Consider the following 13,044-nt stretch of genomic DNA (forward strand, 5'->3'; position numbering starts at 1 on the left):
GTCTCAAATGGAGTTAAAACTATGTACTTTAGTGTATGTCGCTTTCAGCTTCTAAAAACTTTTGACACGAATTTCACGAATTCACACAAATTCAGTTTTACCATATTTCACGAAACAGACTTTCAGTCTGCCAAAACGAACCTATGGACTTCCAGTCCATAGGTTAGTCTTCTTCTTTTTCTTCTTCTTTGGGAATGGTTAAAAATAAGATGGCTCCACGAATAAGTCTAACAAGGTAAATGAAGACAAACCAGAATATAAACAAAACCAGATATACGCTATTGTTTTCCATACCTTGCCATTCTATCCTCTCACTTAGATTTATAGAAAATTCCTCAAGTATCAAAAAACTCAATAATGTAAATAGTATAGCGATAAAAAGACTTGCAAAAAACCAAAGAAATTCTTTAATAATAAATGCTTTAAAGCTGTCAAAAAATTCAAGTAATTTTTCCATTTTAAGGTTTGTTTTTTTCAGATTCAACAATTCTTTTTCTAATAATGAAGGTGGTCATGATTCCAATAAACCCTCCTAAAAGGAATAAAACTTCAGAACTGCTAATTAGATTTTTAAGTTTCAGAATAGAAATAATAGTCACTAAAAGCAAGATAATGAGACTAGCTTGATAGAGTTTGTTGCTAAATATAATATCAACAACTTGTCCATTGGTTATTGCAAATGAAAAGCCTATAAATAAGATAACAAGCATAATAATTAACAGAGCAATAATAGTATTACTGTTCAGATTTAAATCATTAAGGATATGTTTTACTTTAAATAATAACGTTTCTCCCGAATGCAATGGGGTTAATATCACTTCATTAGGATCTTTTGCGAATTTTTGATTGAGTACGGTCCACAATTCATTATTTCCATGGTCATACCCTAAAGCCCATATGCCAACACCTCTCAGTTTTTTTTGATTAATCCAATCACATTTTAGAGCAAAACTCTCTTCATTATCAAACCATAATTGTTTTATTTGATTATCGGATGGACTCGGAATGATATAATAAGCACTAGTACTTTCCATGTCAAGAATAGGTGCTTTTCTAAATTCCTTACGAATATTGCCATAGGTCCATTCTTTAATAAAACCTTCATTCTTTGCAGGGATTTTTATAGATGCTGTTTTGGATTCTATGCCATAATAAGGGTAAGCTACAATAAGTTGTATAGGAGGGATGCCTCTCGAAAAATAAGTATTTACAGAATGTTCAATACTTAACTTACCCCATTTCGTACTACTTTTTAAAGGTGCATTTGGCCCAGCTGTTTTACTATTTTTATAATGATAGTTGTACCCCATCATTACAAAATAATCTACAAAATTAATAAGGGTTTTAAAGTCGTAAACATGATTGGGATCTAAAGCAGGAATAGCCATACTAAATTCAAGCCCTTCTCTTTGTAGTCTTTCAGACAGCAGAATTGTAAACTGGGTGAACTTTTCGCTTGATGCTTTGGGAATATTTTCAAAATTTATGTTTACACCATCTGCAGATCGTTTTTCGACTTGCTTTACGACTTCGTTAATAAAATCTTTTTGGGCTTCTGGGTTATTTAAAAACGTTCTGTTATTATTTACACCAAAATTCGTTACTGTTAAATGAACTTTTGTCCCTTTAGCATGAGCAGAATCAACTACTTTTGTGGTAGCCCAATTGTGTATCGTTTTATATTGGCCTGTAGATGGGTTTAATTCATATGAAAAATATGCCAATGTTGTAAGAAGTTTAAAATTATAACTTTTATATTTTTCATCTGCCCAATGTGGATGCCAACCAAAGACTTCTTTTTTTAGGTTTTCGCCAAGCTGTATTGGGCTATCGTCTTTTTGAGAAGCTTCATTAAACGCATTTAGATCTGTTATTTTTTCAGATATTTTATCTATTTTTAAGTTTGTAGAGTCTTGTAAATTACGTTGTACGACCAAAAGACTATCTATTATAGATATGGATTTTTCTAAATCTTCCTGTTTTTGGGGTTCAATAGGATTGGGTTGAGGGTAAGCGAAGCTTTCTTCCAACAATTCCCAGAATTCAGTACTCCCATTGTCATACCCAAGAGACCATAATGCGACTCCTTTTAGCTCTTTATTTTTAATAAGTTGAAATTTTTCTTTTAAAGTCTCTCGGGTATCTATCCATACTTGATAGAATGCCTTCTTTTCAGTAGGAAAAGAGGTGAACATTGTATAGCTTAATGGATCTAATTGAAATTTATGATTGTCTAAAAATGATTGTTTAGACCGAAGTGGAAAATATTTAATATGCTTACTTTTTAAGGAAGGTATTTCGGGTTTTTTTACTTGCCATTGCGTACCAAGATAGGGTAGAGAAACAATACATTTATTAGGAGGAACGCCTTGTTCCAAATAACTATCTATACTTGTTTCTAAAGCATGAAACCGCCAAGATTCATCAGCTAATAGAGGACTTAAAGGCCCAGCTTTTTTATTATGATCGGAAGCATAGCCATATCCAAGAATAATGAATAAATCAACGTTAGGACTTAAATTTGGAATATCGAATGTATTATTAATATAAACAGGGGGAAGCACTAAATTCAATACTAATTGTTCTTGATGTAATGCTGTAGCAAGTGTATTTATATATTGAGTAAAAAGAGAAGATGTTGCTGGAGTAATAGGATGCATGTCTATAGTTACACCGTGTGCCTTTCGGTATTTTAATAAATTTATAAGTGTGTGGATAGATTTTTCTTGCGCTTCATGATTGTTTAAAAACGCAGCATTGTCCTGTTTTCCGTAAGAACTCAATGTTAGAGAAACAGTACATTTATTTGATTTTGCTATGTCTATCATAGGAGTTGTATTCCAATCGTGGATCGTTTTAAAATCTCCCGTTTCGGTATCTAATTCATAGTTGAAATACGATATATCAGAAAGAAGCTTATAAGTATAATATTTATAGGCATCCTTAACCCAAAAAGGACTCCAACCTAAAACCGTGTATTTTAAACTATCTATAGTCGTTCTATAAGTAATGTCATGGAGCGATTGAAATGTGTTCGTATTTTTTTTATAATATGCTAATTCAGATTCATGAAGTGTGTGTTTATTAATTTGTAGTCCTTCCTTTTTTTGTTTGGATTTTTTACTAAGTCCCAATCCAGTACCAACAATATTTATAATTTGATCTACAATCTTGGGTTTTTCTATGGTTACTTCTGGAGGTTTTGGAGGCTCTGGTGGCTCTTGTGAATGGCAATATATACTTCCTAATAACAGGCCTACAAAAAACACTTTGGTTTTTATAAAATCACAGGTTCTCATATCTATTTTTATGTTTATTGAATGGGTAAAACTAGATAGTTTGTCTGCTATTTATAAGGGTATAACTATGTGATTATGTTATTTAGGTATTAGTACTGAACTACTAAAAAGCGCCATAAATACACTTGAAATAGTCAATATTATCTAATGACTTTATAATGATCGAAAAAGGTGTTTTTATAAGCACGACCAAGGGTTATTGTTTGATTATTTTCTAATACGATTAAATTATCTTTAGAATGAACTTCTTTTATTTTATTAGCATTTACAACATAATTTCTATGCACGCGTAAAAAAAAGCTAGGGAGTTGTTTGTGAAAATCGGTTAAGGTATATTGAGAGATGAAATTTGTTTTCAAAGTGATTATTTTACAATAACGACCTTCAACTTCAACAAAGGAAATATCTTTAGGGAGTATTTTATAAAAAACACCATTCTTTTTAAAAAAATAGGGTACAGAGGAATTATCATTTAGAGCTGTATTATCTTCTATAGAACGATTATGTTTGTTTAATATTAACTGAATAGTATATACCAATTCTTTTTCATTGAAGGGCTTTAAAACGAAGCCATGTGGGTGGGTGACTTTTGCATTTTCAAAAATAGATCTTTCTGCATGTCCTGTTAAAAATAGAAAAGGAGTTACATTGCGTGTGCGCTTTAATAGTGTTTTAGCAAATGTAATACCATCTGGTTTTCCATTTAAGAAAATATCTATGATGATAAAATCTATAGTTTGGGTATGGTAAATTTCTATAGCATCAACAATATTGTTACAAATCTTAACAATATTAAAGTGGTTTTCTTCTAGATATTCTTTTAGTATTACGGCTTCAAAATCATCATCTTCTAATACCAAAACATTAATAATATGCATAATTGTGGGGTTATTTTAAAATAGAAATTATAGACGTCGTTCCTTTATTTTTTACGCTTAAAATCTTGAAACCCCCTCCAAGTTTTTTTATAAATGATTTGCAAAGACGGATGCCAAAACCAGTACTTCTTTTATCTGAAGTATCCATAATACTAGCATCTGTCGTATTATAATTGTTTAAAGCTTTTAATAGCTCTGGATCTATTCCTAGACCATTATCTTTAATCATAATTACTATTCGAAACTGATTTTCTATACATTTTACAGTAATACTGCCACTTTTAGGTGTAAATTTAAGAGCATTATCGAGTAAATTTCTAAATAGTATTTTAAGTATTACTGCATTTGTTTTTACAAAAATGTAATCAGAACATTCTACTTTTAATTGTATCGATTTATCAGTAATAATGATATTAAAAATTGAAATAGTCTGCTGTATAAGTTCATATATATTATGTAGTTCTTTTTGTATAGTCATATTATTACTTTGTAATCGGATCCAATACAATAAGTTATCCAACAACAAATAAGTTTTAGTAGCTGTGCTTTTATTCTGTTTTAAGAAAAAAAACATTTTTTTATTTTCTTTTTTTTGAAAAGCTTCTATTAGCTTATTACTAATTGTTAAAATTTGATGCATTGGCGCACGTAAATCATGCCCAAGTACTGAAAATAATTCATTCTTAAAATTATTTGAATTTTGTAAATTATTTTTTTGTTTAGCTATAATCGTATTTTTATAATTTAACTTTATACTTAAATATCCAATACCTATAATCACGATACATAAAAATATAACTAGATATAAGTATTGACTCTTTTTTTTTGCTCTTCTTTTAATTTTTGATCATTACTAATGGTTGCAATCTTTTTATCTTTTTGAGAAAGCCTCCATATTTTATCTCGATCCCAAATACTGTCTTTAATTTTTTCATAATCTTTTCTGTAAGATAAAGCCATTGCATAGTTTTTTTTATTTTCTTCTATCACAGCCATATTTAGATAAGTATTTTGTAATATAACTAAATCATGGCTTTTTTTAGCATATTCTAAGGCCTCCTTAAAATATGGTAGCGCTAATGAGTCTTTATATTGTATATAATATAAATTGGCAATTTCTGTACATGAATATGCTAATTTTAAGGTGTCTTTATTTTCTTTATGTAAATAATAACTTTGTAATATATTCTTTTCAGCCTTTTTATACTTTTTTATAAAAGAATAAGCTATGCCAAGATTCATAAAATTATCACTTTCATTTCCTGTCACAGTATATAAGTATAATGATTTCCATTTCTCTAAAATATTTATAGCCTTTTTATATTCTTTTTTATAAATATAAAGTTGTCCTAAAATGGAATATAATTCTGAAAGGCTATTTTGATTTGTTTCGATGCCCAGAGCAATTGCTTTATTGATGTGCTCTAAGGCCTGATCGTATAATTGCTTTTTATTGAAAATTCGCCCTTTTAAGCCATGCAAGATAAATAACTCTTTTTTTGATTTCTTACCTTCTTCTAATACTTTAGAAACATATATATATGAATTATCTAGCTGATTATTAGAATAGTAATGGTGAGAAAGATGAAAGGTGTTTTTTTTGTATTTCGAATATAAAGTGCTGTCAGCATGACATACAGGACATACATTTATAATATCTTTTTTGAACTGATCTACCTTGTTTTGAGTAAAAATAAAAAAAGGAATAAAAAAAAAACAGAAAAAGGTTATACTTAAGAATCATCATAATAAAAAGAATTAAACAGACGGATTTGAAGGTGTAGAAACTGTGCCTCTACTGGTTTCAGGGTCTAAATTTTCATCTCTTATTATTACTGCTTCAACTTGTAAAGCATTTTGAAATACAAAAGTATACTCAAATGTTATTAAGTAAAAACAAAATTTTGTTGAATCTGGTTTAGATTCATATACAATATTAAAATCTCTACATATAACCTTGCCATTTGGGTTTGTAGTAGGAATTAGAGTATTTACATTTGTATTGCCATTGTACTTTATATAAATATAATTTTCTATAATTTCAAGAGAACTTGATGGCATTGTCACTACATCAAGACTGTAGGGTATATAGGATCCAACAGTTACTATATACTTGTTTTCTTCAAGGGTGTTTTCTACTTTTATTAATGGATCATAAGGAGGTGTACCAATAATGCTTTCACTTAAGTCAAATTTTTCATGACAAATATATTTAAAATTAATGCCTGCAATCTCAATGATTGATCCGTTATCTGGGTTTGCCATACAATTAGGGGTTGGGGTTAAAATCGATACAATATACTACTTTTTGAGTAAGAAAAATTGTTATTCTTTTTAGAATTTACTTACCAAGTTATAATTAAAGAGATTAAGTATAATTACCTAAACTTTAAACTTATTAATTATGAGATTTTTAAGATGTTTTCATTTTAAATAAGGGAAAAAAGATTTCGTTAAAAATGCATGCTACTGTTTATAACATTGATCGTGTTATTTGTATCATTTTTTTTACAGCTTAAGACATTTACTAAGTTTTTAGTTTTATTACAGATTTACTTTTGAAAAGTTGTGATATAAAAATGACATCAAATCCAAAAGATTATGAAAAAAATAGAGATAGGAGTTATAGACAACCAAACCCTATTTAGAACAGGATTAGTAGAAATTTTAAATAATCATGCTAATTTCAAAGTCTTATTTGAAGTAGAAAATGGTATAACAATTCTAAATATATTAGAAATTCAAGTACCAGAAATAATTATTATAGATTTAAAGATCGAACCAGAGAATGGCATTCATTTAGTAGAATTAATTAGGAAAAAGCATCCCGATATTAAAATTATTGTACTAACAACATTTTATAATACTTCTTTCATTAATTTAATGACAAGAGTAGGGATCAATGCATTTCTTTCAAAGCAAATTAGCCATAATGAGCTTTGCCATGCTATTAATACGGTTTATCGAGAACGAATTTATCAAACAGAAGCCTATAAAGATATCCTATTATATTCGGAAGGTGCAGATATAAAAGCATTGCATTCAAGGTTTTTAGTACGAGAAAAATTATCAAAACGAGAGCTAGAAATCTTAAATCTGATATGCCATGAGTATACAAATCATGAAATCTCAAAAAAATTATTCCTTAGTATAAGAACTGTAGAAGGACACCGTAATAATTTACTTTCTAAAACGGGGTCTAAAAATACTGTAGGTTTGGTATTGTATGCCATAATTTATAAACTGGTAGAAATAGACTATAAATTATTACAAATCTCGATGCAATCCCCTTTTTAATCAATAGAATGTGAATGTCTTTGCTCTGTATCGATTTGAGATGAGCAAGGCCTAAAAAAGAGGTAATAGGTTCAAAAAAGTCCCCTAAGTCTTATATCATTTATAGCTCATCTAAGCTTAAATGTAAAAATACGTTATTCGTAAAACCAAGTGTTAATACGCTTTCTCACCCTTCTGTTTTAAAATAGTTTTGATCCCATAATATATTAATAAAACATTAAACTTATGCCCAATTTAGCATGTACAAGTGCACAGATGACTTGTTCTTTCGGAACAGCTCCTTCAGTATTGAATATTTTGCCCTTAAAACGGGTAACAACTTCTAATTTGCCAGCGGCAACTATTATGGATAATATACCTTTTGTAAACATTCCGCCTTTTGCTATGTGTACCTCTTTAGCAAACCCAACGGTAGCAGCAGCTACTACGGCAGCACTAGGCGTACTAACACCAATGCCATGTATCCCTTTCACAACAGCTCCCTGGATACCAGGAAAGCCTACTATTTTAATTGGTAATGTACCTGCTCTTGATAATACGTGTAAATGTATGTGTACCTGGGGCGGTTGTATTCAATTTTCATCTGCTGGGCAATTTACGGTTAGTGATTAGTACCTGCTTTTTTTAAACCCGTAAAAAGACTCTTATATATCACTGGTTTTTATAGCAATTTTGGCATAATAAAAGACAAACAAAAACCACATCAAACTTTAATATAGCAAAAAGCACATGATTTCATTAGCATTACATACCATTCATAACGGATTGAATACACACCTTAAAGAAGTACTTCAATTACAAAAAGAAACCGTGGTAATGCATACCCTTTCCGAAGGGAAAAATAATCCGCTAGATGCTAATAATCTCGCATTAACAACAGTAAATATAGAAGTAGAAAACAACCGTACTACAAATTCACCCTATATAAAACGAGATGGAGGTATAGCAAAACAGTATCCACCTATCAATCTAAACATCTATATATTAATTAGTGCTTGTTTCAAAACAGAGCAATATTTAGAAGGATTGCATTGGTTATCTGAAGCGATTGGTTTTTTTCAAAATAAACCAGTTTTTGATGCGAGAAACACACCAGGTCTTCCACCAGAAATAGACAAATTAACGATGGAATTGGTAAACGTTGACATCCAGCAACAAGGCCATTTTTGGGCTGCTTTATCTGGTAAATACATGCCTTCTGTTATATACAAAATGAGACAAGTAACCATAACAGAAAACAAAATGAAAGCCATTTTACCAACGGTTCAAAAAATAATACCAAATCTAATTAAAAAGTAAGCATCCATGGGCGTTTTACATCTAATAGGAAAAATAACTTGTAACCAAAGCTATGCCAGTCATGCCTCTAGGGGATTGAGGTTAGTCCCTACCTACCCTACACAATCTCTTTTTCAAAGAGAAGAATTATGGTTGCATCAAGCAGAAGGGACTATAGAAATTTATACTAAAAAAATTAATTTATCAAGTATAAATCCTTCCACATTTATGTTCTGGGTTGAGGTTACAGACCCTCAATTTTATAACTATATCGATTTACCCGATACCATAATAAATCGTGACTACCTATTGTGTTTTGTAAATGAAAAAGAAGAAGAACTCTTAATCCCTAAAAAAGAAGCCATAAAAAATATACAACGAAAATTACAAGTAGTCGTATTTGAAGAAATGGTAGAAAAAGATGAACAGATTAGAGTTTTTGATAACCATGGAGATATGGTATATGAGGAAATGATACCAGTAGGAAGAAAAACAACCGTTTTAGATTTAACCCAGGAAGAAGAAGGTTTTTATACCTGGACATTTAATGGGTTTTCGGACACCTTTTTTTTAACTGATAAAAACCTTAAACATACCATTGGTATTTGTCAGTTTCAATTAAAATCTGAAGCGGTACATCAAATTAGTATACAGTTTGAAACCAAAAAAACCTATTGGGAATACTTAGTTATCTCTAAAAAAGAACACATAGAAGATATCTATACTATTATTGATAATGATGGTACATACACTTTTACATGTCAAGGAAAAGTAACGATGATGGGGTTAGATGCCATTAGCTACCTATCTGATCAAAAAATACCTTATAAGGAGCGTCCCAAAACACGATTTAAACTGGTATCAAATACAGAAAATGAGACCCCTTACCTCGCATCAGAAGACCGCATATTACCCAATGCAAGTCCAGAGAATATAAAAATTCACAGTACTGAAGCAGTCACAGAGTTTAAAACACAAACAATTATATACATATAAATTTTAATACCTGAATATTATGAGTCTTACATTAAAAACACCTGGTGTTTACATTGAAGAAAAGAATGCCTTTTCTAACTCGGTAGTGGCTGTAGAAACCGCCATACCAGCATTTATTGGTTACACAGAAAATGCTACTTTCAAAGGGAAATCTCTTTTAAACAAACCTATTAGGGTCGATTCTTTATTAGAATTCGAAAACTTTTTTGGCATGGGTGCCCATACCATTTATAATGTGGCAACTATAGATCCCGATCAAGAAGATGCCCCACCAACCGATCTTATCATGTTGGATAAACATTTAAGCCTTACACCACAAGCTGGTACATTGTTTTATATGTACGAAGCCGTAAAGCTCTTTTATCAAAATGGAGGAGCCAGTTGTTATGTGATTGCCATAGGAACGTATGGAGGAGGTACCGTAAAACCTGATTTTTCTACAGATCCTTTTATCCATGGACTACGCTTATTAGAAAAAGAAGTAGAGCCAACTATGGTTGTAATTCCAGACGCCTTATTGTTTACAGACGATAATGGTGCCAATTGTTATTCCTTACAGCAACAAATGCTTAACCACTGCGGAACCTTAAAAAGTAGAGTCGCCATTTTAGATGTTTTTAATGGGAATAAAGGGTTAGAGGATCCTACGTACAATCCAATTGATGCCTTTAGAGATGCTGTGAGTTCCGATTTTTTAAGTTACGGTTCTACCTATTACCCTTGGTTAAAAACGACCGTAGTACAACCTACCGAGTTGAGTTATAAAAACTTGTCTGAAGATGGTATCGTTCTACTAAAAGAATTATTAACAGAAAGTATTTCTGGGCTTAAAGAAAAAGAAATCGAAGCGATGACGCCTTATATCAATGCCCTAACAGGAGATATTGAAGAAGGTAGTGATGTTCCTAGCGATCCAGACACGCTTAACCATATTATGAACAACACGTTTCCAGCCTATAAATCGGTGATGTTGGCTGTATTGGAAAAGAAAAACCTATTGCCACCTTCTGGAGCTATGGCAGGTATTTTTACTCGTGTGGATAATGAGCATGGCGTATGGAAAGCACCAGCTAACGTAGCTGTAAATAGTACAATAGGTCCAGCAGTGCATATAGACCATAATCAACAACAGGATTTAAATGCTCCTATTTTAGGAAAAGCCGTTTGTGCCATCCGTCCGTTTGTAGGTTTAGGAACAATGGTTTGGGGAGCCAGAACTTTAGATGCTAACAGTTTGGATTGGAGGTATATCAATGTACGTCGTACTATGATTATGATAGAGCAGTCTGTGAAATTTGCAGCAAACGCTTATGTATTCGAACCAAATGTAAAAAATACCTGGGTTGCTATCAATAGTATGATTAGTAGTTTCTTAACCAATTTATGGAAACAGGGTGCTTTGGCAGGATCATCACCAGAAGAAGCTTTTGAAGTTGCAGTAGGACTGGGGTCAACCATGTCTCCTACAGATATTTTGGAGGGAATTATGAATATAAGCGTTAAAGTTGCGATCTCTAGACCAGCAGAATTTATCGTCATCACGTTCCAACAACAAATGCAAAAATCATAACATAAATAACAATTAAAAATAAATAATAATTATAAAAAATAAGAATCATGGCAGAAGATGGATCAGTACAAAGTCAGAACATATGGCCAATTAGTAACTTTTATTTTAGTGTCGATATTGGCGACCAAAAAGACCTGGCCTTTCAGGAAATAAATGGGTTAGATGCAGAATCTAAAGTAATAGAATACCGACATGGTAATAGCCCGCAATTTTCAACAATTAAAATGCCAGGGATGTTTTCCTCTGGGAATGTCACCCTTAAAAAAGGCGTATTTGTAAAAGATAATCGTTTTTGGACTTGGTTTAATTCCATAAAAATGAATACCATAAAACGTGAAACGGTAGTGATTAAACTATTGGATGAAGCGGGAGCACCTACAATGACCTGGACGTTAAATAATGCGTTTCCAACCAAAATTTCTGGAGTCGATTTAAAATCGGAAGGCGGCGAGGTTGCTGTAGAAAGCCTAGAAATTGCGCATGAAGGTATTGTAATAGCTAATGAGTAGGCAGCAAGAGAACCTGTATCCACCAGTAGCTTTTCATTTTAGGTTACAAATCCTGGGGTCGGAAGACCCCTTGGATTATGGGTTTCAGGAAATATCAGGGATTAAAACCACTTTAGATACCGAAGCGATAGCCGAAGGTGGCGAAAATCGTTTTCAACACCAACTTCCTATTAAAACAACTTACAGTCCTTTGGTTTTAAAACGAGGTATGGCTTTGTATAAAAGTGTTTTAACAACCTGGTGTGATGATACCATGGAGTTTAGTATTGATAAGCCTATTAAAACGTACGATTTGTTGGTGTCGTTATTAGATGAGGAACGAGAACCTGTATTATCATGGAAGTTTATCAATGCGTATCCTACAAGTTGGGAAGCTTCTAATCTTAATGCAGAAGAAAGTAGCATTTTTTTTGAGACTATTAACTTGAATTATAATTATTATGTGTTGGTTTAGTGGAGAAAATAAAATTTAAATCAAAAAATAAGACATATATATAAGTTTTATTAGGTTATAGTAATTTAAAACTACAGAAATTTATAAATATATAGTAAGAATAAAGACCACTAGAGTGTCTAGTGGCTTAAAAAAGTTGTTATAGGCAACTGAAGAAAGCTTATAACAACTACTAAATAAAATGAAATGTTTAAGAGATATGTATGAACGAGTAGAGAAGTTTAAAGAGAATAAAAGTGGGGCAGTTGCTAATTCTGTTGCTCAGAAAAAAAACAATAAAAATCAAGGTGTTAAGTTTTTGGATAATTGTCCTGAAGCCAAGCAAGCTAATCAATTACAGATATTGGTTTCTAATACTACCCAATTAAAGCAGATGGCAAAGTGGCAAAATGGAAATGTATCTTTTACAGATAATATTATACAAAGAGTATGGGCAAATGTTAATTCTACAGTCAGCTGGCATGTATACACAAGTGCGGATTTTCCCAATATTCATATTAGCGTAGATACGAATAATCCCGAAAATTATCATGCCACAAATATTCATAATCATTTACACTTTGGAAGGGATGGAGTAGCACGCCAAGGGAACGCAGCACTTCGAGGTGATATTAATGAAAAGCAAAAATTGGGTGTAGCACTCCAGAATTTTCAAGTTTGGTACAACGAATTCAGAAGGACTGGAACTAATATATACTAATATTTTTATATTCAAAACAAGTCAATAATATTCAATGAAATCCAATTTGAAAAAGTTTGAGAT

14 protein-coding genes are annotated in these 13,044 nt (G+C 31.5%); 8 read left to right on the forward strand and 6 right to left on the reverse strand.

Features of this window, described 5'->3' with window-relative positions:
- Positions 1–163: 163 nt before the first annotated feature.
- The 6 genes from Q4Q40_RS11960 to Q4Q40_RS11985 all read right to left on the reverse strand — a co-directional run bounded on the left by Q4Q40_RS11960 (position 164) and on the right by Q4Q40_RS11985 (position 6,442).
- Positions 164–457, reverse strand: a complete 294-nt coding sequence (locus Q4Q40_RS11960) for a hypothetical protein (RefSeq protein ID WP_303302056.1) — start codon at positions 455–457, stop codon at positions 164–166.
- A 1-nt stretch (position 458) separates the two neighbouring features.
- Complete coding sequence (locus tag Q4Q40_RS11965; RefSeq protein WP_303302057.1) at positions 459–3,299, reverse strand: glycosyl hydrolase family 18 protein; 2,841 nt, start codon at positions 3,297–3,299, stop codon at positions 459–461.
- A gap of 140 nt (positions 3,300–3,439) precedes the next feature.
- Positions 3,440–4,177, reverse strand: coding sequence for a LytR/AlgR family response regulator transcription factor (locus Q4Q40_RS11970; RefSeq protein ID WP_303302058.1), 738 nt, complete (start codon positions 4,175–4,177; stop codon positions 3,440–3,442).
- 10 nt (positions 4,178–4,187) lie between these two features.
- A complete protein-coding gene (locus Q4Q40_RS11975) occupies positions 4,188–4,958 on the reverse strand; it encodes a sensor histidine kinase (protein ID WP_303302059.1) in 771 nt (256 codons plus the stop codon).
- Positions 4,959–4,975: 17 nt separating this feature from the next.
- Positions 4,976–5,659, reverse strand: coding sequence for a tetratricopeptide repeat protein (locus Q4Q40_RS11980; RefSeq protein WP_303302060.1), 684 nt, complete (start codon positions 5,657–5,659; stop codon positions 4,976–4,978).
- Positions 5,660–5,935: 276 nt separating this feature from the next.
- Positions 5,936–6,442: a hypothetical protein gene (locus Q4Q40_RS11985; protein ID WP_303302061.1), complete on the reverse strand. Its 507-nt coding sequence runs from the start codon at positions 6,440–6,442 to the stop codon at positions 5,936–5,938.
- 336 nt (positions 6,443–6,778) lie between these two features.
- Here Q4Q40_RS11985 and Q4Q40_RS11990 point away from each other — a divergent pair, with 336 nt between their 5' ends.
- The 8 genes from Q4Q40_RS11990 to Q4Q40_RS12025 all read left to right on the forward strand — a co-directional run bounded on the left by Q4Q40_RS11990 (position 6,779) and on the right by Q4Q40_RS12025 (position 12,981).
- Complete coding sequence (locus tag Q4Q40_RS11990; protein ID WP_303302062.1) at positions 6,779–7,474, forward strand: response regulator transcription factor; 696 nt, start codon at positions 6,779–6,781, stop codon at positions 7,472–7,474.
- Positions 7,475–7,699: 225 nt separating this feature from the next.
- Positions 7,700–8,086: a DUF4280 domain-containing protein gene (locus tag Q4Q40_RS11995; RefSeq protein ID WP_303302063.1), complete on the forward strand. Its 387-nt coding sequence runs from the start codon at positions 7,700–7,702 to the stop codon at positions 8,084–8,086.
- A 117-nt stretch (positions 8,087–8,203) separates the two neighbouring features.
- The gene (locus tag Q4Q40_RS12000; RefSeq protein ID WP_303302064.1) at positions 8,204–8,773 is read left to right on the forward strand and encodes a Pvc16 family protein; all 570 of its coding nucleotides are present in this window, start codon (positions 8,204–8,206) and stop codon (positions 8,771–8,773) included.
- A 6-nt stretch (positions 8,774–8,779) separates the two neighbouring features.
- Positions 8,780–9,748 (forward strand): hypothetical protein, encoded by a 969-nt coding sequence (locus Q4Q40_RS12005; protein WP_303302065.1) that lies wholly within the window; start codon positions 8,780–8,782, stop codon positions 9,746–9,748.
- Positions 9,749–9,767: 19 nt separating this feature from the next.
- Positions 9,768–11,318, forward strand: coding sequence for a phage tail sheath family protein (locus Q4Q40_RS12010; RefSeq protein WP_303302066.1), 1,551 nt, complete (start codon positions 9,768–9,770; stop codon positions 11,316–11,318).
- Positions 11,319–11,365: 47 nt separating this feature from the next.
- Positions 11,366–11,827, forward strand: a complete 462-nt coding sequence (locus Q4Q40_RS12015) for a phage tail protein (RefSeq protein ID WP_303302067.1) — start codon at positions 11,366–11,368, stop codon at positions 11,825–11,827.
- A complete protein-coding gene (locus tag Q4Q40_RS12020; protein ID WP_303302068.1) occupies positions 11,820–12,281 on the forward strand; it encodes a phage tail protein in 462 nt (153 codons plus the stop codon). The genes Q4Q40_RS12015 and Q4Q40_RS12020 overlap by 8 nt, the downstream gene beginning before the upstream one ends.
- Positions 12,282–12,462: 181 nt before the next feature.
- Positions 12,463–12,981: a hypothetical protein gene (locus tag Q4Q40_RS12025; RefSeq protein ID WP_303302069.1), complete on the forward strand. Its 519-nt coding sequence runs from the start codon at positions 12,463–12,465 to the stop codon at positions 12,979–12,981.
- Positions 12,982–13,044 lie beyond the last annotated feature (63 nt).

The organism is Flavivirga jejuensis (assembly GCF_030540765.1).
In the GTDB taxonomy this organism is placed as follows: Bacteria; Bacteroidota; Bacteroidia; order Flavobacteriales; family Flavobacteriaceae; genus Flavivirga; species Flavivirga jejuensis.

What these genes read in the sequence shown, in the direction of transcription:
- Q4Q40_RS12005 (WP_303302065.1), top strand. Translation starts at nt 8,780, where the DNA reads ATGGGCGTTTTACATCTAATAGGAAAAATAACTTGTAACCAAAGCTAT.
- Q4Q40_RS11985 (WP_303302061.1), bottom strand. Translation starts at nt 6,442, where the DNA reads ATGGCAAACCCAGATAACGGATCAATCATTGAGATTGCAGGCATTAAT.
- Q4Q40_RS11960 (WP_303302056.1), bottom strand. Translation starts at nt 457, where the DNA reads ATGGAAAAATTACTTGAATTTTTTGACAGCTTTAAAGCATTTATTATT.
- Q4Q40_RS11970 (WP_303302058.1), bottom strand. Translation starts at nt 4,177, where the DNA reads ATGCATATTATTAATGTTTTGGTATTAGAAGATGATGATTTTGAAGCC.
- Q4Q40_RS12000 (WP_303302064.1), top strand. Translation starts at nt 8,204, where the DNA reads ATGATTTCATTAGCATTACATACCATTCATAACGGATTGAATACACAC.
- Q4Q40_RS12025 (WP_303302069.1), top strand. Translation starts at nt 12,463, where the DNA reads ATGAAATGTTTAAGAGATATGTATGAACGAGTAGAGAAGTTTAAAGAG.
- Q4Q40_RS12010 (WP_303302066.1), top strand. Translation starts at nt 9,768, where the DNA reads ATGAGTCTTACATTAAAAACACCTGGTGTTTACATTGAAGAAAAGAAT.
- Q4Q40_RS12015 (WP_303302067.1), top strand. Translation starts at nt 11,366, where the DNA reads ATGGCAGAAGATGGATCAGTACAAAGTCAGAACATATGGCCAATTAGT.
- Q4Q40_RS12020 (WP_303302068.1), top strand. Translation starts at nt 11,820, where the DNA reads ATGAGTAGGCAGCAAGAGAACCTGTATCCACCAGTAGCTTTTCATTTT.
- Q4Q40_RS11990 (WP_303302062.1), top strand. Translation starts at nt 6,779, where the DNA reads ATGAAAAAAATAGAGATAGGAGTTATAGACAACCAAACCCTATTTAGA.
- Q4Q40_RS11995 (WP_303302063.1), top strand. Translation starts at nt 7,700, where the DNA reads ATGCCCAATTTAGCATGTACAAGTGCACAGATGACTTGTTCTTTCGGA.
- Q4Q40_RS11965 (WP_303302057.1), bottom strand. Translation starts at nt 3,299, where the DNA reads ATGAGAACCTGTGATTTTATAAAAACCAAAGTGTTTTTTGTAGGCCTG.